Raw genomic sequence first — 18,934 nt, forward strand, 5'->3', positions numbered from 1 at the left:
GGCTACCACACCAGTATCTGCAAACTCGGCTTCACCACTGGGCGAATACCGTTGTCGTCGCTCAGGGTTTGCCGGGCTCCGGTCAGCGGGTCCAGCAGTTCTGCGCGTTTAATATCCGGCAGGCTGATGCTGCTGCCTTCGGCACTCCAGTACATCAACAGGTGTTTTCCGTCAGGCCGTGTCCAGGCCACGCTGTAGAAACTGTCCGGCACGTCCTTGAGTTGTGGCGTGGTGCCGGGTTTAAGAGAGGGACCGGTGATCTCAAGGAAGCGGGCGAGGGCGGTGTACACCGGCTTGGGTTCGCCGTCCAGGTTCAGCAGGCCGTAATGCTGGTCGCGTGGCGAGGCGCGTTGGTCGAGGTCGGACAGCGCGAACAGGAAAATCTTCTGATAGTCCTGGGACGCCATCAACGCCAGACGGCGCAAGGTGTAGTCGGCCTGCCCGTCGATACCGATCAGGTCCTGCATCTCTTTGGGGCCGGCATAGCTGGACCAGCCCCACTCGGTAGCCCATACGTTCTTGATCCCGGCGCCGTGCAGCATGGTATTGAGTTGATCACCGCGCAGCAGCACTTCGTTCTTGCCCGGTTCATCGGTTTCCGGGGTCATCGAATAAGGGTGATAGGCCGCGACCATGCCCAGGTTTTGCACGCCCAGCGCGCCGAGCGCTTCGAACATCAGGGTTTTGCCACGCGGCGGCATTTGGCTGTAGTACGCCATGCCGCCCATGACCTGCAGTTTGCCGGGCGCGGCAATATTCAACGCCTGGTGACTGGCCAATAACAATTGCCCGTACTCCTTGGCGTTGACTTCGGGGCGCCAGTTGTTCGGCAGGTTCTGCTCGTTCCATACCTGCCAGGCATCAATATTGGGGTAGCGCTTGGCCAGGAGTGCCAGGCGCAGCGCATAGATTTCGGGGTCCCGCGGGCGATACTGGTCCTGGAACTTCGCGCCCTTGGGGGCGGTGGTGATAAAGGGCGCCGAACCGACCAGGTAAAACACCGAGCGGATTTTTTCAGCGCTCAGGGTGCGGTCCAGTTCATCGAAGGTGCTGAGTTGATAACCGTCTTCTGTGGGCTCCAGGCGATCCCAGTGCAGGTCGACCCGCACCCATTGCAATCCAAGTTTCTTGTATTGCGTGATCTGCTGGCGGTACTGCTCGGGCGTGAACCACAGAAAGTGCGCGTTCACGCCGAGGAAGTCCTTCCATACCACACTGCGCTCCGGGGCCAGGTTCACCGGCTGCGCATCGACTTTTTCACTCGACAGCAGGGCGCCACCCACGGCGATTGCCAGCACCAGCGGCAGATAGCGCCACATCGGGCGAACAGATGAAATATTCATCGCAACGGCTCCTCACAAGCATCCCGAAATAGTTCGGCAAAACGTCGGGCCGTGGTGGCCCACTGGCGTTGGTGGCCGATTTCCGCTGCCCGGGTAGCCCATTGCCGGGCCTGCTGCGGGTCGAGGATCAAGCGGTTCAAGGCGTTGCTCAAGGAATCGATATCGCCCTGCTGATAGGTGATGCCATTGCCGCCGGCCACCTCTTCAGCAAAGGCACGCGCATTGGAGGTGATCACCCCGCGCCCGCAGGCATTGGCCCATGACAGCGCGCCACTGGTGCCACGCATCTGTCCCAGGAAACCGAGTTTTTTCGATTCGCGGTAGGGCAGCACCATCACATGGTGCGCCTGGATCGTAGCGGCGATCTGCGCTGATGGCAGGTCCAACTGCCAGTCCACCACATCCTCCAGGTGCAGCGCGATGATCTGTTGGCGCAGGCCGTCGAGGTAGTTGCCGGCCGGGTCAAAGGTCATTTCCGGGGCGGTGCCGCCGGCCAGGGTCAGGCGCACCTGGCCTCGGCATTGCGGGTGGGTGGCCAGTGACTGGGCCAGGGCCTGGAGCAGGTCCTCAATGCCCTTGCCGCGATAGATAAAGCCGAAATACAACAGACGCAACGGCGCAAGTGGCGGCAAGTCCTGGGCCGCGATGGGTAGGTTGCCGTGAGCAATCACCGCCACTTGCTGCGGACGCAGGCCCATGCGTTGGCGCAGGCAGTCGCCTCCCAGGTGGGTGAGGGTGATCAGCCGGCGCATCCCTTTGGCCAGGCGTCGTTCTTCGTGCAAGGTCAGCGGGTCGGCCAGCAGTGCCGCCGCCTGGGGCAACGGGTGGGGCAGGCGTTCGAGCAGGGTCAAGGGGAAAAACAGCTTGGCCCGGCGCCAGATCAAGCGCTCCGGGTCATGCACCGTAGCGGTCAACGGCAGTTGTGGTTGTGCCCGACGCAGGTAATCAAGCGCCTGGAACTCACCGAAGCGCCCACCTCCCAGTTCGGCATGGACCAGATCCACACCGTGCCAGTCAAAGGCTTGCAAGCGCCGCAACTGTTCAGCCAGGTCCTGGCAACCCGCGAGGGGGGTCACCACTTCAAGGCCCAGTTCGATCAACGCGTTGCGCAAATGCGCGGCGTAATCGGCGATCCCGGTCTGCTCCGGCGGCAGAGGTGCCAGCAATGCAATACGCATCAGGCCGCACCGCGCCAGCTGTTGATCCGCGCCAGGACCTTGGCCGGTACTTCGAAGCGGCGGCGGTTGAGGATCATGCCGTCGACTTTGCCGAACGCGGTGGTCAGCAGCGACACCGCGTTTTCGATGGTCGGTACGGTACTGGTGCGGGCTTCGATCACCAGCACGATCTGGTCGGCACGGCGCAGCGTCAGGAAGGCCTGCGGGTTGGATGACAAGGCCGAGGCATCCAGCAACAGCACTTCACCCGCCGTGGGCGCGTTCGCCCCGTCGACCGAGACGCGATGGCCACGTTCTTCCAGCAGGCGCTTGAGCTGCTCGATGATAAACGTCACACCCTCGCCATGCCGCGCCGAGGTCAGGCCCAGGGCAAAGCCTTCACTGGCGATGCGCTCCAGGGGCAGCAGGCTGTACAAGCGATAGAGGCTGGCGGTGACGGCGGCCGGCGTGGCGTCTTGCACGTCGGGGATGCTGCTCCACAACGGCACCTGGAACATCTCCTGCAAGCGTGTGCCATCGTGGATGCGTTGGTCCAGCAGGTACAGCACATAAATGGTCAAGAAGCCCACGGCCACGCCGGCGGGAATGGCGAACAACAGAATCAGCAGGCTTTTGGGAAACACACGTGACGGGTTCAGGGTGGCGTGTTCGATCAGGGCGATGTTGCTGATCTGGCTGTTGTCCAGTTCATGATCGATTCGCGCCTGTTCAAGGTTGTCCGAGTACAACGCGTAGCTTTTTTCGGCGGCGCGCAGTTGTTGGCTCAGCTTGTTGAGTTCCGGCTCATCGGTCATCGCCTTGTCACGCTGGTCGCGCAGCTCGGCGAGGGTTTTGTCGTAGTTCTCGATTTCGCCGGCCAGTTTGCGCTCTTGTAATTGGGCGTCGATCACTTGCTGCTTGATGTTGATCACCAGGCTGTTGGGCGCGGTGTTTTGCGAGCGTTCCAGGCGCGTGGCTTCCTGAGCGCTGAGGGCTTCGATGTCGCGAATATTCTGCTCGATCTGATTGACCTGCGGCGTGCCCGGCAGGTAGGTGCGCAACAGGCGTGCGCGTTCCACTTGCAGCGCATTGAGCTGGCGCTTGAGGTCCAGTTGGGTGGGGTTGAGGCTGGTTTCGCGCATCGTCACCACGTCTGCCGGCTGGCTCTTGATCTGCTGGCTGGCGTTGGCCAGGAGGCTGCGAATGCCCGAGATCTGGTTTTGCGCGCTGACCTTGGCGTCGGTGACACGGTCGATCTGGCTGGTGAGGTTCTTCAGGCGCGCATCGACACTGATCGAATCGATCTGCTTCAAACGGACTTGCAGTTGGTCCTTCAGGCTCTGGATATTTTCCGCCACCTTGGCGCGTTCGGTTTCATAGAAGGTATGCAGGCTCTTGCGCCCGAGAATCCGCGCACGTTCCTCAAGGTAGGCGTTGACCCATTCTTCGACGACTTTTTGCGCCACCGCCGGGTCGTCCCAGGTAAAGGAAATCTCGATCACCGAAGAGCCTGGCTCGTGAGCGGCTTTGAAGTTCTTCTCCAGCGAGGTCGCCAGGCGCTCCAGCGGGCTTTGTTTCTCGGCAAGGCCTACGAACTGCAGCACGCTGCGCACGCCGTTGACGACTTCGCCAACGCCCTTCTTGACGTAGAACTTGGTGACCTTCCAGAAGCCCTGCGGCGGCTCGGAGGTCATCGCCATATAGCGCTCGGCAACGATATGCACGATGGGCCGGCCCGTGAGCATTTTTTCTTCGTCGACAATCGGGTCGTGCTGGGTGCTCGGGGCAATCAGCGTCTGGCGGTTGGCGGCTTCGATCGGCAAGGTGGTGTTGTCCCGCCCCGGCTTGACCAGCAAGCGCGCGTCGGACTCGTAGCGAGCCGGCAGCAGGAAGGCACCCAGCACCGCGACGACGATCGTGGTGATCACTGCCAGTTTGAATTCGCGGCGGTAGATGAAAAACAGCCGCAGCAGGTCGCGAAGAGAGCGGATTTCGATCACAGGATCACTCCATTGCATATGGGGTTTACGAAAAACGGGAACGCTTGGTTCGAGTGATACGACGCCCGCTTCATAATCCTTGGCCTGTGTTGATGGTTGGGTTGTTGTAGATGGTGTTGCCGCTGTTTTTCACGTCGCTCTTGTTCAGGTCGTAATTCAAGCCAATGCCAATCCCCTTGTTGATCGGAAACAGCTTGGTGAAGTACATATCCACGGCCTCCACCGTCGCGCCGATGCCCGACTGCGGCACGAAGATCAAGTCGCCGCGCTGCAACGCCACCCGCGGGTGATTGGGGTTGGTCAACATGCTTTCCAGGCTGATGAAGTACGTCCTGTACTTGCCATCGGGCCCGGTGCGCAGCAAGGCCACGTTGGAGGCATCCGCCGAGGGCAATACACCACCGGAACTGAGCAGCGCCTGCTCGACGCTGACGTTGCCGGCCAAGTCGAAAAACGCCGGGTTGGACACCGCACCGCCGATAAACACCTTGTTGCTCGGCGCGCTGGCGATGTTCACCGTCACCGCCGGTTCGCGGTAGATGCGCTTGTACTTCTCGGTGATTTCCTTGCCCAGGTCTTCGGGCGTGCGCAAGGCGGCCTTGACCCGGCCAATATTGGGCACCGAGATCACGCCGTCGGGGCGCACGACGAATACGGTCATGTCATCGGCCGCCGCCGGCTCCTGGGCATCGCGCACGATCCGCAGCGAGTCGCCGGTCTGGATCAGCACCTGCGGCGGTGGCAGGTCGGCCAGGGTCAGCGCCGCTTGATGGCCGGCCTTGAGCGTATTGTTGTCAGGAAGCGGCACCCGCGCGGGGGTCGAACAGCCCGCCAGCCAGATTGAGGCACTCAAGAGGCTGAGCAGGGTAAGACGGGAACGTCGGTTGGTAGTCTTCATGACGGCTCAAGTCCAGTAGGTGGAAAACATGCCCAGGCGCCGTTTAAGCGCGTTGGGCAAGTGGCGTTCAAGGTGGCCGAGGCGATAACCCAGCAATTTAAAGGCGCTGCGCACCACCACTTCCGGCGCGCGGTGCAGCGCGTTGGCCTCGCGCAATGCGCGCAGTTCGGCCAGCACATAACGTTTACCTTCGCCGCCGGCGTCGCCGAACGCCTGGCGAATCCACGCCTCGCGGCCGTAGAACACACCGATATCGAAGTAGCGCTTGAACTCGTCCAGCAAGCGGTAATCATGGGAGTGATACACCTGCGCGCTGGCGGCGTAGCGCACCTGGTAGCCGGCCAGCAACATGCGTGCGGCGACGTAGGCGTCTTCGCTGCCAATCACATCCTGGGGAAAACCACCCACCGCCTGCAGGGCGCTGCGCCGGTACACCGAAAACGAGTCGGAGCTGAAGCAGGTCTTGATCCCTAGCTGCGGTGCATCGGCCAGGCTTTTGCTGCGGCTGGCCGCCGGGTAATTGAAGTGCCGCGACTGTGCCCCCAGCACCCCTGCACCGGGGTGCGGCAGTTGCCGGCCGTAGGCCACGCCATTGAGCGGCTCCCGTTGCAATTCGGCGATCAGGTTGGCGAAGGTCTCGGCCGTGGCGGGGATCGCGTCCTGGGTCATGACGATCAAAGCGTCGCCGCCCACCTGTTCACTGGCCCAGCGCCGGGTGCCGCCGTGGTTGAAGTCGCGGGCATCAATCACCTCCACACGCGCGCCAAACTCGCGAAAGCGCGCCACGGTGTCATCGCTCGATGCGCTGTCGACCACCAGCATCTCGTCCGGTTGCAAGGTCTGCATGCGCAGCGCTGGCAGCAGGTGGTCCAGATGGCTGGCCGCGTTGCGGGTGGGGATGATCAGGGACGTGCGCATCAGGGTTTCACTTCCACCGGAGCGCGGCCGTAGATGTCGTCATAACGCACGATGTCGTCTTCGCCCAGGTACTCACCGCTCTGTACCTCGATCATCACCAGGTCGATGATGCCGGGGTTGGTCAGGCGGTGTTTGTGGCCGGCGGGAATGTAGGTGGACTCGTTCATGTTGAGCAGGATCTCGCGCTCGCCATTGGTGATCATCGCTGCGCCGCTGACCACTACCCAATGCTCGCTGCGGTGATGGTGCATTTGCAGGGACAGCGAGCCTTTGGGCTTGACCACAATGCGCTTGATTTTGAAGCGCGTGCTTTCTTCCAGCACCGTGTAGGTGCCCCACGGGCGGGTGACCGTGCGATGCAGGCTGAACGCCGGGTGATTCTGGCGCTTGAGTTCGGCGACGATATAGCGCACGTCCTGGCTGCGGTGGGCGTCGGCGATCAACAGTGCGTCCGGGGTGTCGACGATGATCAGGTCGCGTACGCCCACTGCACCGAGTACCCGCTTGGGCGAGTCGATGTAGCAGTTATGCACGTCGTGCAGGATCGCCTCGCCATTGATCTGGTTGCCATTGTCATCACTGGGGGTGAGTTGGCGCAGCGCTTCCCAGGAGCCGATATCGCTCCAGCCAATGTTGCAGGGCACGACCGCGACCTTTGCGGATTTTTCCATCAGGGCCACGTCGATGGAGATGTCCGGCGCGGTACTGAAACCTTCCGGGCTCAGTTCACGCTGGCGACTGCTGCTGTTCTGCAGGCTCTGGCTGTGCTCGAGTGCGGCCTTGGCAGCGTCCAGGACTGCCGGGGCGTGGCTGGCCAATTCTTCCAACAGGCTGGCAGCCTTGAAGCAGAACATGCCGGCATTCCACAGGTGCTTGCCGCCGTCCAAATAGCCTTGGGCGGTGGCCAGGTCGGGCTTCTCGACAAAGCGCCGGACCTGAAACCCGGCCCCTAACGCTGCGCCTTGTTCGATATAGCCAAAGCCGGTTTCGGCACGGTCAGGCTGAATGCCGAAGGTCACCAGGTAACCGGCCTCGGCCAGTGCGCGGGCTTTTTCTACCGCTTGGGCGAAGGCCGCTTCATCAAGGATCAGGTGGTCGGCGGGCATCACCAGCAACTGCGCTTCAGCGCCGAAATGCTCCTGCACATGCAAGGCGGCCACGGCGATGGCGGCGGCGGTGTTACGTCCAAACGGCTCCAGCAGCAGCTCGAGGGCCAATCGCTGGGTGTTCACCGCGCGGTAGTCGTCGAGGGTGCGAAACAGCAGGTCGCGGTTGGTTACCGTCAGGATGCTCTCCACCCCTGGCAAGTGGCTGGCGCGCAGGAAGGTCTTTTGCAGCAGGCTCTGGTCGTCGCGCATGCGCATGAAGGGTTTGGGCATGTTCTGCCGCGAAACCGGCCACAGCCGCGTGCCCGAACCACCGGAGATGATGCACGGGATCAATCCGTTAAGAGGGTTCATCAATAGACTTCCTTGGTGGAAAGGACGGCCGGAACCGTCATGAAAACGATGTACAGATCCAGCCACACCGACCATTTGGCGATGTATTCCAGGTCGTATTCGACTCGCTTCTGGATTTTGAACAGGGTGTCGGTCTCGCCACGGTAGCCATTGATCTGTGCCCAGCCGGTGATGCCTGGCTTGACCCGGTGGCGTGAGCTGTATTCGCTGACCGCTTGCTCGAACGGAACCCCGGCGGCCTTGGTGGCCGTGGCGTGAGGGCGCGGGCCGACCATCGACATATTGCCCAGCAGCACGTTGAACAGTTGTGGCAGCTCATCGATGCTGGTCTTGCGAATGATCCTGCCTACCCGGGTGATGCGCGGGTCCTGGCGTGTGGTCTGGTTCTCGGCGTTCAGGTCGGTCTGTTCGACGTACATCGAGCGGAACTTGAACACCCGGATCAGGTTGTCGTTGTAGCCAAAGCGCTTCTGGCGAAACAGCACCGGGCCCTTGGAATCGAGCTTGATCGCGATGGCCGTCGCCAGCATCACCGGTGACAGCAACAACAGGCCGATGCTGGCCAGCAGCAGGTCTTCGCAACGCTTGATAAAGGGCGACCAGCCGCGCAGCGGCAACTGCGAGGTATTGAACATCAGGATGCCGCCCACATCGGTGATGCGGTTATGCCCATAACGCAAGGCAGCCATGTCGGGCACCAGCATGACGTTCACCGACATCTGCCGCAGGCGCTTGACCAGCCCGTTGATACGCTGCTCTGCGGCCCAGGGCAGGGTGATCATGACCTGGCTGACCTGTTCGGAGCGGATCAGCTTTTCCAGGTCGCGGGTATTGCCCAGCAAGGGCAGGCGGCTCAATTCCTTGGGAATGCGCTCGGTACGGTCGTCGATAAAGCCGATCAGGCCGGAACGGATATCGCTGTTGCGTGACAGGTGTTCAGCCACATGCACCGCCGTCTCGGTAAAGCCCAGGATCACCGTACGTTGCAAGAACTTGCCGTTCTTCATCAAATGGCGATACAGGCGCAGCATCAATATCCGCTCCACGCCAAACAGCACCAGGCTCATGGAGAACCAGGCCGTCAGGTTGCGTGGGCTCAACTGTGGGAACAGCAGCAGGATCTGGTACATGAACAGCAAGATGCAAAACGCCGAGACCCAGGCCACCAGCATCACGCGAAAACGCAGGCGATTGCTGAACAGATCCTCGGAGTACACCCCCAGGGCCTGGAACAGAATGATGGTCAAGAGCGCAAAGAATACCAGCAGGCCCAGGTAGTGGTTGCGCATGTGCTCGGCGACAGGTTCCGGGTAGAACAACAGGATAATTGCCGGCACCACAGCAGTGAGGCCGTGGATCAGTTTGACGAAGACGACAAAAAACTCAACGAAACCGGGACGAGTCAAAAACAGGCTATCGACCGACGATTTACCGCGCATAGATCAGATCCTCAATACACCACCAGAACGTTCCTGTTCGTTTTGCTCATCCATAAGGCAGGTTTGCTTTACAAGTGGTGCAAATCGAACAACTGCAGTTGCTGGGTAATACGTAATGCCTGTTCAGACGCAGGAATTTACGGAATGATGGCTAAATAGTGGCTTCCTTGAGGTTCCGTGTCAATGTTTTGGCTTTTTTTCGCCGTCGCCCTCAATGGCTCTCATGAGACCCATGGTATGACGATTTATTGACATTGGAGGCCGTGTTTTCAGAAAAATCGAGAATCGATGATGGCTTTTTGGAGTGTAGGAACAAACGTGGGGATTTGCCTGCCAGCGAAAAAAGCTTTTTTTGACAGAAGCAGGGCGGGGGAAGGGGGGTTGTCGAACCAGAGCCGGCTTGCCGGCTCTGGTGCAAGGACTGGTGATGTTTAGAAGTTGCCTTTGAGGCTCAGCGTGAGGTTGCGCGGCTCTCCATAAAGATTACCCCAGCCTGAGGTACCCACGGTCTGGTAGTAGTTTTTATCGAACAGGTTGTTGCCGTTGAGCGCCACCGTCCAGGTGTCGTCCACCTGATACGCAATGCGCGCATTCCACAACGCATACCCGGCCTGCTCCAGTTTGATGGTTTGCAGGCGGTAGTTACTGCTCTGGGCGTTGACCCCTGCGCCAACTGTCCATTTTGACAGTGCACCGTCCAACTGGTAGTCGCCCCATAAACGCAGCATATGCCGGGGTACGTAGGTGTTGGACACCGCGCCTTCGGCTGCGCTGTCGATGTTCTTCAGGTTTTTGGTTTGCGTGTAGGTGTAGCCGCCAAACACTTGCAGACGTTCAAGCAATTCGCCGCTCAGCTCGGCCTCGACCCCTTGGGCGCGAACTTTGCCAGTGTCGGTGTAGCAGTAGCCGTCGGAGGAACTGCCGCAGCGGGTGATGAAATCGGTTTGGGCGGCGTTTTTTTCGATGGCGCGAAACAGCGCCAGGGAACTGTTAAGGCGCCCGTCAAACCATTCGCCCTTGATACCCAGCTCATAATTCTCACCCATTTTCGGCTTGAGGGCCGAACCGCTGACCGTGGCGTAGGAGCTTTGTGGCTGGAAGATATCGGCGTAGCTGGCGTACACCGAAAGGTTGTCATTGAGGTCGTAGATCAGCGCGGCAAACGGCGTGACCACCCCGGTTTCCTTGGTGCGCGCATCCTGGTCGGCCCACTCGCCCCAGGCCAGGTTCAAGGACTCACGGCGGTTTTCATACCAACTGACGCGACTGCCGAGAACCAGCATCAACGGTTCGGCCAGGCGCAGGCGCAAGGTGGCGTAGGCGCCGTATTGGGTGGCGGTTTCCTTGACCGTACCGCCCCGGTACATATTCGGCCAGAAGGTGTCGTTGGCCGGCTCCGGGAAGTGGTGGTCGGGTTGATAGATGCTCTGGCGAGTCGGCAGATTCCGGATCGCGTAGACGTCGTCCTGAGTGCCACGGCTGCCGTTGGCGCCGATGATCAGTTCATGCGCCAGGCCGAAGGCTTCGAACTTGCCGTCCAGGTAGGCGTCGAGGCCGAAGTCCTTGTGATCGTAGTTCATCAGCGCGGCGTAGGAATTGGCAGTGGGCGCGGGATCACCATAGGCGATAGTGCCTTCGCTGGCGGCGTACTTGGTGTCTTGCAGGTTGCGGCTATGCACGGCGGCGACCTTGAGTTGCCAGTCGTCGTTGAAGTGGTGGGTGAGGTCGGCGAAGAAGGTGGCGCGCTGGCTTTGCCAGTCGTTCCAGGATTGGCCAAGGCAGGTGGAGCGGCTCAATTTGGCGCTCTTGCCATCCTTGTAACGCGGTAGACCGCCCCAGCACGGGCTGGCGTCGATGTCTTCGTAGCTGGCGCCCAGCCCCAGGGTGGTGTCGGGGTTGAGGTCGACATCCAGCGCGGCGTAGAAGGCCTGGTCCTTGCGTTTGGAAATATCCATGTAGGAACCGCGATCCTGCTGGCTGAATGCCGCGCGGCCGCGCACGGTGCCGCTGTCATTCAAGGGGCCGCCGGTGTCGACGTCGGCCCGGTAGTTGTCCCAGGTGCCAGCGGCCAGCGACAGGCTGGAGGTCGGCTTGGCCTGGGGGCGTTTACGCACAAAATTGACGGCACCACTGGCGGTACCGGCACCCTTGAGCATGCCGGCTGCGCCCTTGAGCACTTCCACGCGGTCGTAGATCGCCATGTTGGCGCTGAAACTGTCGGCCTGTACGTAGTCTTTGCCCATGTCCAGCGGTACGCCGTCGTACTGGTATTGGCCGAGCATCTTGAAGCCACGGGAATAGAAATATTTACCGCCCATGGGGGATGCGTAGGCGGTGATTCCCGGGGTGTGTTCCATCACGTCTTCGATGGTGGTGAGGTTCTGGTCGTCCATCAATTGGCGGGTCATCACACTGACCGATTGCGGTGTTTCCCGCAGGCTGTGTTGACCTTTACCGATGGTGACTGCGCCCGTGGTGTAGGAACCGCTGCCATCGGTGGTGGCACCCAGACGCTCGCCGGTGACGGTGGTGGCGCCCAGGTTCAGCGCGCCGGTCTCGGCGATGTGTGGCAATAGCAGCCAAGTGCTTGCGCCTTGACGTTGTGCCTGCAAGCCGTGGCCACGCAAGAGTTCGCCCAAGGCTTGCTCGCGCTCATAGCGCCCGTTCAAGCCTGGGCTCGACTTGTTGGCGACGCTGGTAGCGTCGTAGGACAGGCTGATGCCGGCCTGGCGGGCGAACTGGTCCAGCACGTTGGCCAGCGCACCTGGGGCAATCTGCCAATCGCGTGCCTGGGTGTCGTTGGCGAGTGTTTCGGCCATCACGGCCAGCGGCAGGGCGCCGCCGCTCAGGCAGGCGCCCAGCAGGGCGGCCTGCACCGCGCGCTTGAGGGGGGAACGTTGGGAAGGGAACGCTTGCATGACCGCGGGATGCTCCTTTAAGGAAGTGAACAGAACCGGCCTGTTGATCGGCCTTTCCTTACAGGTCGAGCGGCAATGAGAAATAACCTCATTTATTTTTTATGCACTAAGCGCGGGACGTAACCGTCACCCAATAACGGCTGCGATAGGTGACGTTGACCGCCAGCGACTGCGCCACCAGGTTGAGCACCTGGTCGGTGTCATCCAACTGGTAAGTGCCCGATACGTGCAACCCGGCCACGGCCTCGCTGCAGCGCACCAAACCGTTGCGGTAGCGGCTCAGCTCGGCGAGGAAATCATCCAGGCGCATGTTGTGGGCGCTGATCACGCCGTCGCTCCAGGCCCAGGGATCCAGGCCGTTGGCGATCGGTGGGCGCAGGTGGGTGCGGTCGAACAGCACCTGTTCGCCGGGGTTGATCAGTTGGCGCGCGCTGCTGTCGTGCAGGTCGGCATACACCGCCACGCTGCCTTGTTGCACGGCGAGCAACGTGCCTTGGCCTTCTTCGCGCACCAGAAAGCGCGTGCCGAGGGCACGCAGGTAGCCGTCACGGGTTTGCACCCAGAACGGTCGACTGTCGGCGCCGGTGTTGATCAGCATTTCACCCTGGCGCAGGTGGACCCGGCGCCGTTCGGTACTGAGCGCAACATCGATCGCACTGGCGCTGTTGAGCTGGATATGGCTGCCATCGTTGAGCGTCACCCAGCGTCGCTCGCCAGTGGCGGTGCGGTAGTCGGCCATCAGCACGGGCAGGGGTGTGTAGTCGCGCCCGAGCCAGGCGAGGCCGGCGGCGCCGGCAAACAGGCCCAGCACCTTCAAGGTGTCACGGCGGCTGATGCGTTGGCGTGCGCCGTTGAGGGCATGGCGCCCGGCACCGGCGGGCACGTGGCTGAACTCATCGCTCATGGTGGCCACCCGTTGCCACACCCGTTGGTGCTCGGGGCTGCTCTGCAGCCACTGTTCGAACGCAGCAGTGCTGACGTCATCGGCGATGTTGAAACGCAGCCGGATCATCCACTGGATGGCCTGGTCGACCAGGCGCGGGTCAAAGTTCGGCATAACGTAACCGGTAGCAGGCATGCAGGGCTTTGGCCAGGTCGCGCTCAACCGTGGCCTTGGACACGCCCAAACGCAGGGCAATTTGTGCGCAGGTCAGGCCGTCCAGTTGCGCCAGCAAAAACGCTTCGCGCACCCGTGGCTTGAGCTGGTCGAGCAAGCGGTCGATGCGCTCCAGGCTGTCAAGGATCAACAGGCGGGTTTCTTCCGACGGCACATCCACTTGCGGGAAGTGCGCCAGGCTTTCAAGGTAGGCGCGCTCCAGCTCGCGGCGCCGGTACTGGTCGATCATCAGGCTGCGCGCAATGCTGCTCAGGTAGGCGCGCGGTTGTTGCAAGGTCTGTTGTTTGCGCGCGTGGAGCAGCCGCACAAAGGTTTCCTGCGCCAGGTCAGCGGCATGTTCACGACAGCCCGTGCGCCGGCTCAACCAGCCGCGCAACCAGGAAGAATGGGCATGGTAGAGCTGGCCGATAGCGGCAGAGTCCAGAGGATGGTCGCTCAACAGGGTCATCCTGACGCAGGGTATTATTGATAATGTTTCGCATTCTAATCGTTGGTTGTGGCAATGAGCAATCACCCGACATGACCGTTGGCGAAGAATGTATCCAGCACAATTTTTTGTTGCCGCACGGCGCGCCGTTTAATCTGCAGGCTTTCTCTGGTGGAGGGCTTGAGCATGATCGACCTTGCAACCCTTGCGGTGTTTTCCGGCGCTGTTTTGCTGTTGCTGCTGTCGCCGGGGCCGAACATGGCATTTGTGATCAGCCATGGCGTGAGTTATGGCTGGCGCGGTGGCGTGGCTTCAAGCCTGGGGATCTGCGTGGCGGATTTGCTGTTGACCGCCTTGACGGCCAGTGGGGTCACCGCCTTGGTCGCCAGTTGGCCGCCGGCGTTTGATTTGATTCGTTACGCCGGGGTGATCTACCTGCTGTGGCTGGTGTTCAAGACCTTGCAAAAAAACACCGGCCTGGACATGAGCCAGGTCCGGCGCGTGCGTTTACGGCATGTGTTTGTGCAGGCCATGCTCAACAGTCTGCTCAACCCTAAGGCGTTGCTGTTTTTCATGGTGTTTCTGCCCCAATTCGTCAGGCCCGAGGCCGGCCCCATTGCGGTGCAGCTGTGGGTGCTGGGCGGCGTTCTGACCCTGATCGCCGGGGTTTTCCACGCCTTGCTGGGCATTTTTGGCGGGGCGATCAGCCGAGTGTTTGCGGGCAGCAGCCACAGCGCCAGGCTGCAGAAATGGGGCCTGGCGACCGTGCTGACGCTATTGGCGGCGCGGTTGGCGTTTATGTCCCGGCCTGCCTGACCCACCGCCATTACAGCACTACCGCCACAGAATTTGCTGCGCAGGTGCCATCAGCCCAGCCGCGCCGCCGCCCGCGCCACAATTTCACCGCGCACCCGACGCGATTCCGCCGTGCGCTTGTGGGCTTCTTCCAGCACATGTTCAGGCGCGGTGCTCGGGCTGCCCGCGTCAAACGGCGGTGCCGGCGCGTATTCGATCTGCAGTTGCACAAGCTGTGCGGCGGCTTCGCTGTACAGCTCGGCGGCCAGGGTCAACGCAAAATCGATCCCCGCAGTAATCCCGCCACCGGTGAACAGGTTGCCGTCACGCACCACGCGCGCTTGCACCGGGATGGCGCCCAGCGGGGCGAGCAGGTCGTGGTAAGCCCAATGGGTGGTGGCTTTACGGCCGCGCAGCAAACCGGCCGCACCGAGCACCAGTGAGCCGGTGCATACCGAGGTCACGTAGCGGGCGGTCTGCGCCTGGGCTTTGAGGAAGTCGAGTGTTTGCGGGTCTTCCATCAAGGCACCGACGCCGGAGCCGCCGGGCACGCACAGCACATCCAGGCGCGGGCAGTCGGCATACGTCATGGTCGGAGTGAACACCAGTCCGGTGCTGGAGGTGATCGGTGCCAGGTCTTTCCACACCAGATGCAGCTTCACATCCGGCAGCGACCCCAGCACGTCATAGGGGCCGGTAAGGTCAAGCTGCTGGATACCGGGGAACAACAGAAAACCGATCTGCAAGGTCATGAATCAAGCTCCGATAAAGGGGTGGACGGCTTCACTGTAGAGGCCTAGGCTTTGGCGAATACGCCATTGAGCCCACAAATCACGCCAATCATGACCCGGATCATCCACGTTCTCGCTTTTGAAAATGCCCAAGTGCTCGACGTGACCGGGCCGTTGCAGGTGTTCGCCTCAACCAATGACCTGGCGCGCCAGCGCGGCCTGCCGTTGCCTTACGCGGTTTCGGTGGTCGCCGCGCAGGATGCGCCGGTGATGACCTCCGCCGGCCTGGCGTTGGTGGCCGAGCCGCTGCCCGCGCTGGATACACCCTGCGACACATTGGTGATCGCAGGCGGTTGGGGCGTGTATGGCGCTGCCGAAGACCCCGCGTTGGTGCAGTGGGTGCGCGAAAAGGCCAGGCACACGCGGCGCATGACGTCGGTGTGCACCGGGGCTTTTTTGCTCGCCGCCAGCGGCTTGCTCGACGGCTGCCGCGTGGCCACCCACTGGACGCGCTGTGAAGAGCTGGCGCGCAAGTTTCCCGCGCTGACGGTGGAGTCCAACCCGATCTTTATCCAGCAAGGTGCGGTGTGGACCTCCGCCGGTGTCACCGCCGGCATCGACCTGTGCCTGGCCCTGGTGGAAGAAGACCTGGGCCGCGCCGTCGCCCTTGAAGTGGCGCGGCATTTGGTGGTGTTCCTCAAGCGTCCGGGCGGGCAATCGCAATTCAGCGCGACGTTATCGCTGCAAAAGGGCGACAGCCGTTTTGCCGACTTGCACGCCTGGATGGCCGAAAACCTTACCCTGGATTTGAACATCGCCACGTTGGCCGCCCAGGCTGGCATGAGCGAGCGCAGTTTTGTGCGCCACTACCGCACCGAAACCGGCCAAACCCCGGCACGCGCCGTCGAACTGATCCGCGTGGAAACGGCGCGGCGGCAGTTGGCCGACAGCACGGCGTCAATCAAACGCATTGCCGTGCAGTGCGGGTTCGGCTGCGAAGAAACCTTGCGCCGCAGCTTTCTGCGCGCGTTATCGGTGACGCCCCAGGCTTACCGCGAACGCTTTTCGCCGGTGTCGTGAGCGAGCAGTTCAAACAGCGCCTCAAGGGTCACCTGCGGCGCTTCCTGGAACACATTGTGGCCAACGCCCGGCAACACCTGGCGCCGATACTCGCCGCTGAAGCACGCCACATCGTCGTCCTCGACCGGGGCCGGGCCGACGCCATCATCGGCACCGCACAGCGAAATGCTCGGCACCGAGATCGGCGGTTGCAGCGCCAGTGCCTGTTCGATGGCTTCCAACGCCGGGTCGCCGGGGGCGTACATGAAGCGATGGCGATAGGAGTGAATGACCACCTCGACAAAATCCGGGTTATCAAATGACGGCGCGGTCTTGGCGTAGAGGCTCGGCCCTTCGGCCCAGGTCGGCGACCACAGCTTCCACAGCAGCTCGCACAGCTCGCGGCGATTGGCAGTCAAACCGTCCACACCGCGCTGGGTGTGAAAGTAAAACTGATACCACAAGCGATGCTCTGTCTCGGGCGCACCCGGCTTGAGTGAGTTGGCGATGTCCTGAATGTTATAGCCATCTCCCGTCACCAACCCACGTACGCGCTCGGGCCACAGCGCGGCGACGATACACGCGGCGCGGCCACCCCAGTCATATCCCGCCAAAGTGGCTTGCGGGATGTGAAGGGCATCCATGAAGTCCAGCAAATCCTTGGCCAACGCCGCCTGTTGGCCGGAGCGCATGACCTGCTCATTGATAAACCGCGTCGGGCCATAGCCGCGCAGGTAAGGCACCAGCACGCGGTAGCCACGCTCGGCCAGCACCGGCGCGATGTCATCGTAGCCACGCGGGTCGTAGGGGAAACCGTGCAGCAGGATAATCGGCGCGCCGCCTTCGGGGCCGTGGGCTTCATAGGCCACGTCGAGCATGGAGGTGCGCACGTAGAGCAGCTGGGCGAGTGGGTTCATGGTGTAAATACCAAATGATTGATCGAACGATAGATACCTGTAGCGAGCGAGCTTGCTCGCCACAGGTCAGGGTCAGGCCAACGTTGCTGGAACTCTAGCTCAAGCCGATGACGGTGCATTGCACGCTTGAAGTCAGTTGCCTGACTTGTCTAGCCCGTCGGTTGCGGTGCGCCAGTCTGGGACGTGAATGAGGATGGAAATGATGGGATTCAACCGAACACCACCTGTTGCCAGTGGGTTTCGCTGATGATTGCGATGGGAACGCCGCTGTTTCGCAACGCCACTGCTTTCTTGATTTTCGTACCGTAGGAACTGTGGAGCCACTGCTCATTGCCAATGCTGCCCACCACCAGGAAATGGACTTTTTTACTAACAGAGTTTCCGATCACGCCTCCTCGTTCGAGTACGAGCGACTCGCAGTCTTTGCGAGGGCCGTATGCCATGACTCCTGTAAACAGGAAAACCCTGCCCTGCCAATCGAGCTCAGGAACCGGGTCGTTCAACGGCAGGCTGCTAACGCCTGTCGTGCGCTGAGGTGCCCCAATTGGAAGGCCCGAGAATTGATGCAGCATTTCCAATAGCTCGTTCGACTCATCTTCATCCAGCACACTGTCGCTCAGCATATTGGCGAGACGTTGATAAAGAATGTTAACGACCGGATCTTCAAGTTGTATCAGATGGGTCTCTATCCAAGTTTTGAGAAACTCGGCTTCCCTTTGGTTGATTTTGCCATCAGCCGTCAAGCCAGCGGTAATCCCGACCAATGCATCGGCAGAGCGTCGGTCAATACGTGCCTGGTGAAAGAAAATGCTTCGCTCGAATTCCTTATGAAGATCCATGCGTCCTGCTCCTTAACCTTCAGATTCCGTGGTCTGATTGATGTACTTCGCTTTGTCGGGCGTGAACGTAACCATTATGTGAGTACGCGAGCACGTTTTAGGGACCTCCTGCTCAGGATCAATATCCAGTTGCCAGTGCCCGACCAACCTCCCAACATTTGATCAAGCCTTTATCGTAGCTTTCCCACGTTTCGCTGCAGCTCAATATAGGTCGGATCGGTGTGCTTACATCTCTTTCTAGGCACAGGATCATATTCATTCCTTGAATATCAGGGCGCGTTAAGTGGCATCGGTATCGTTATAGGCCTCTCAGTGGTCGTCTATACACTCTTGCGCCAATAACCCCAGCACCCTCAGGTCATGCCGCTGGCCATTCCAGAACCCTGCGTCTCGTAATGTGCCTTCGGTTTTAAAACCCAGGCGTTTCAATAGCGCTACAGAAGCAGTGTTCTGCGGGTGCACCAAGGCTTCGACGCGATGCAACTGCATATGCTCAAAGCCCCAATCGAGCATGGCCTGCAAGGCTTCGTTCATCAAGCCCTGCCCACGAGCAGCAGGTGCCAGCTCGCAGGACAACGCGCAACTGTTCCAGACGCGGTTCCACTTGAACAGGCCGCAGCTGCCGATCAATTTGCCTTGGTGTTCAAGGCCCCAACGTGTGCCTGGGTTTGGGTGGGTGCGCCACTGGGCGAACGTTTCGATCAGGGCTTCGGCCTGGGGGAGGTCAGTCATCGGGTCGACGCCGAACCAGCGCATGCTCGCGGCATCCGCGTGGATGGCGAACAGCGCGGGGGCGTCGCTCACTTGCAGTTCTCGCAGGTGCAGGCGCGGGGTAGCGAGGGCAGGAAATCCGCTCATGGCGCTAGTGTCGCGAAAACCGGCTCGCGATCAATGATTTTGGCAAAAGCATGCCACC

16 protein-coding genes and 1 pseudogene are annotated in these 18,934 nt (G+C 61.1%); 2 read left to right on the plus strand and 15 right to left on the minus strand.

Annotated elements, in window-relative coordinates:
• Positions 1-2: 2 nt before the first annotated feature.
• The 10 genes from GIW28_RS22715 to GIW28_RS22760 all read right to left on the minus strand — a co-directional run bounded on the left by GIW28_RS22715 (position 3) and on the right by GIW28_RS22760 (position 13,698).
• Complete coding sequence (locus GIW28_RS22715) at positions 3-1,343, minus strand: beta-xylosidase (protein WP_032865434.1); 1,341 nt, start codon at positions 1,341-1,343, stop codon at positions 3-5.
• A complete protein-coding gene (locus tag GIW28_RS22720) occupies positions 1,340-2,521 on the minus strand; it encodes a glycosyltransferase (protein ID WP_017135336.1) in 1,182 nt (393 codons plus the stop codon). Before GIW28_RS22720 ends, GIW28_RS22715 begins: the two co-directional genes overlap by 4 nt.
• Positions 2,521-4,500: a GumC family protein gene (locus GIW28_RS22725; protein WP_169987008.1), complete on the minus strand. Its 1,980-nt coding sequence runs from the start codon at positions 4,498-4,500 to the stop codon at positions 2,521-2,523. Before GIW28_RS22725 ends, GIW28_RS22720 begins: the two co-directional genes overlap by 1 nt.
• A 70-nt stretch (positions 4,501-4,570) precedes the next feature.
• Entirely contained in the window at positions 4,571-5,398 is an 828-nt protein-coding gene (locus GIW28_RS22730; RefSeq protein WP_017135334.1) for a polysaccharide biosynthesis/export family protein, read from the minus strand.
• 6 nt (positions 5,399-5,404) lie between these two features.
• Complete coding sequence (locus tag GIW28_RS22735; protein WP_236447186.1) at positions 5,405-6,316, minus strand: glycosyltransferase family 2 protein; 912 nt, start codon at positions 6,314-6,316, stop codon at positions 5,405-5,407.
• Complete coding sequence (locus GIW28_RS22740; RefSeq protein WP_099550090.1) at positions 6,316-7,776, minus strand: mannose-1-phosphate guanylyltransferase/mannose-6-phosphate isomerase; 1,461 nt, start codon at positions 7,774-7,776, stop codon at positions 6,316-6,318. The genes GIW28_RS22735 and GIW28_RS22740 overlap by 1 nt, the downstream gene beginning before the upstream one ends.
• Entirely contained in the window at positions 7,776-9,215 is a 1,440-nt protein-coding gene (locus GIW28_RS22745) for an undecaprenyl-phosphate glucose phosphotransferase (RefSeq protein WP_017135331.1), read from the minus strand. Before GIW28_RS22745 ends, GIW28_RS22740 begins: the two co-directional genes overlap by 1 nt.
• 431 nt (positions 9,216-9,646) lie before the next feature.
• Positions 9,647-12,133, minus strand: coding sequence for a TonB-dependent siderophore receptor (locus GIW28_RS22750; RefSeq protein ID WP_236447408.1), 2,487 nt, complete (start codon positions 12,131-12,133; stop codon positions 9,647-9,649).
• Between the two features lie 106 nt (positions 12,134-12,239).
• Entirely contained in the window at positions 12,240-13,190 is a 951-nt protein-coding gene (locus tag GIW28_RS22755; RefSeq protein WP_177034957.1) for a FecR domain-containing protein, read from the minus strand.
• Positions 13,177-13,698 carry a sigma-70 family RNA polymerase sigma factor gene (locus tag GIW28_RS22760; protein WP_407073965.1) on the minus strand — a complete coding sequence of 174 codons (522 nt, stop codon included), beginning with the start codon at positions 13,696-13,698 and terminating at the stop codon, positions 13,177-13,179. Before GIW28_RS22760 ends, GIW28_RS22755 begins: the two co-directional genes overlap by 14 nt.
• A gap of 165 nt (positions 13,699-13,863) precedes the next feature.
• Here GIW28_RS22760 and GIW28_RS22765 point away from each other — a divergent pair, with 165 nt between their 5' ends.
• Positions 13,864-14,493 (plus strand): LysE family translocator, encoded by a 630-nt coding sequence (locus GIW28_RS22765; protein WP_236447409.1) that lies wholly within the window; start codon positions 13,864-13,866, stop codon positions 14,491-14,493.
• A gap of 50 nt (positions 14,494-14,543) precedes the next feature.
• On the opposite strand, the gene inhA is transcribed toward GIW28_RS22765, so the two are convergent.
• Complete coding sequence (gene inhA, locus GIW28_RS22770) at positions 14,544-15,224, minus strand: isonitrile hydratase (protein ID WP_170040665.1); 681 nt, start codon at positions 15,222-15,224, stop codon at positions 14,544-14,546.
• A 90-nt stretch (positions 15,225-15,314) separates the two neighbouring features.
• On the opposite strand from inhA, the gene GIW28_RS22775 reads away from it, so the two are divergent.
• Positions 15,315-16,283 carry a GlxA family transcriptional regulator gene (locus GIW28_RS22775; protein WP_017135325.1) on the plus strand — a complete coding sequence of 323 codons (969 nt, stop codon included), beginning with the start codon at positions 15,315-15,317 and terminating at the stop codon, positions 16,281-16,283.
• Here the strand turns inward: GIW28_RS22775 and GIW28_RS22780 are convergent.
• From GIW28_RS22780 to GIW28_RS22795, 4 genes and pseudogenes are all read right to left on the minus strand, one after another.
• Positions 16,253-17,179, minus strand: a complete 927-nt coding sequence (locus GIW28_RS22780) for an alpha/beta fold hydrolase (protein WP_099550087.1) — start codon at positions 17,177-17,179, stop codon at positions 16,253-16,255. The two genes, GIW28_RS22775 and GIW28_RS22780, sit on opposite strands and share 31 nt — an antisense overlap.
• Positions 17,180-17,388: 209 nt before the next feature.
• Positions 17,389-18,018, minus strand: a complete 630-nt coding sequence (locus tag GIW28_RS22785; protein WP_236447410.1) for a BRCT domain-containing protein — start codon at positions 18,016-18,018, stop codon at positions 17,389-17,391.
• Positions 18,019-18,030: 12 nt separating this feature from the next.
• Positions 18,031-18,271: pseudogene (locus tag GIW28_RS22790) on the minus strand (hypothetical protein).
• A gap of 56 nt (positions 18,272-18,327) precedes the next feature.
• Positions 18,328-18,876, minus strand: coding sequence for a GNAT family N-acetyltransferase (locus GIW28_RS22795; RefSeq protein WP_176992336.1), 549 nt, complete (start codon positions 18,874-18,876; stop codon positions 18,328-18,330).
• Positions 18,877-18,934 lie beyond the last annotated feature (58 nt).

The sequence above is a fragment of the Pseudomonas sp. PA-5-4B genome, from assembly GCF_021606215.1.
Lineage (GTDB): Bacteria > Pseudomonadota > Gammaproteobacteria > Pseudomonadales > Pseudomonadaceae > Aquipseudomonas > Aquipseudomonas edaphica.

What these genes read in the sequence shown, in the direction of transcription:
- GIW28_RS22755 (WP_177034957.1), bottom strand. Translation starts at nt 13,190, where the DNA reads ATGCCGAACTTTGACCCGCGCCTGGTCGACCAGGCCATCCAGTGGATG.
- inhA (WP_170040665.1), bottom strand. Translation starts at nt 15,224, where the DNA reads ATGACCTTGCAGATCGGTTTTCTGTTGTTCCCCGGTATCCAGCAGCTT.
- GIW28_RS22745 (WP_017135331.1), bottom strand. Translation starts at nt 9,215, where the DNA reads ATGCGCGGTAAATCGTCGGTCGATAGCCTGTTTTTGACTCGTCCCGGT.
- GIW28_RS22765 (WP_236447409.1), top strand. Translation starts at nt 13,864, where the DNA reads ATGATCGACCTTGCAACCCTTGCGGTGTTTTCCGGCGCTGTTTTGCTG.
- GIW28_RS22730 (WP_017135334.1), bottom strand. Translation starts at nt 5,398, where the DNA reads ATGAAGACTACCAACCGACGTTCCCGTCTTACCCTGCTCAGCCTCTTG.
- GIW28_RS22760 (WP_407073965.1), bottom strand. Translation starts at nt 13,698, where the DNA reads ATGACCCTGTTGAGCGACCATCCTCTGGACTCTGCCGCTATCGGCCAG.
- GIW28_RS22740 (WP_099550090.1), bottom strand. Translation starts at nt 7,776, where the DNA reads ATGAACCCTCTTAACGGATTGATCCCGTGCATCATCTCCGGTGGTTCG.
- GIW28_RS22795 (WP_176992336.1), bottom strand. Translation starts at nt 18,876, where the DNA reads ATGAGCGGATTTCCTGCCCTCGCTACCCCGCGCCTGCACCTGCGAGAA.
- GIW28_RS22750 (WP_236447408.1), bottom strand. Translation starts at nt 12,133, where the DNA reads ATGCAAGCGTTCCCTTCCCAACGTTCCCCCCTCAAGCGCGCGGTGCAG.
- GIW28_RS22780 (WP_099550087.1), bottom strand. Translation starts at nt 17,179, where the DNA reads ATGAACCCACTCGCCCAGCTGCTCTACGTGCGCACCTCCATGCTCGAC.
- GIW28_RS22720 (WP_017135336.1), bottom strand. Translation starts at nt 2,521, where the DNA reads ATGCGTATTGCATTGCTGGCACCTCTGCCGCCGGAGCAGACCGGGATC.
- GIW28_RS22775 (WP_017135325.1), top strand. Translation starts at nt 15,315, where the DNA reads ATGACCCGGATCATCCACGTTCTCGCTTTTGAAAATGCCCAAGTGCTC.
- GIW28_RS22785 (WP_236447410.1), bottom strand. Translation starts at nt 18,018, where the DNA reads ATGGATCTTCATAAGGAATTCGAGCGAAGCATTTTCTTTCACCAGGCA.
- GIW28_RS22735 (WP_236447186.1), bottom strand. Translation starts at nt 6,316, where the DNA reads ATGCGCACGTCCCTGATCATCCCCACCCGCAACGCGGCCAGCCATCTG.
- GIW28_RS22715 (WP_032865434.1), bottom strand. Translation starts at nt 1,343, where the DNA reads ATGAATATTTCATCTGTTCGCCCGATGTGGCGCTATCTGCCGCTGGTG.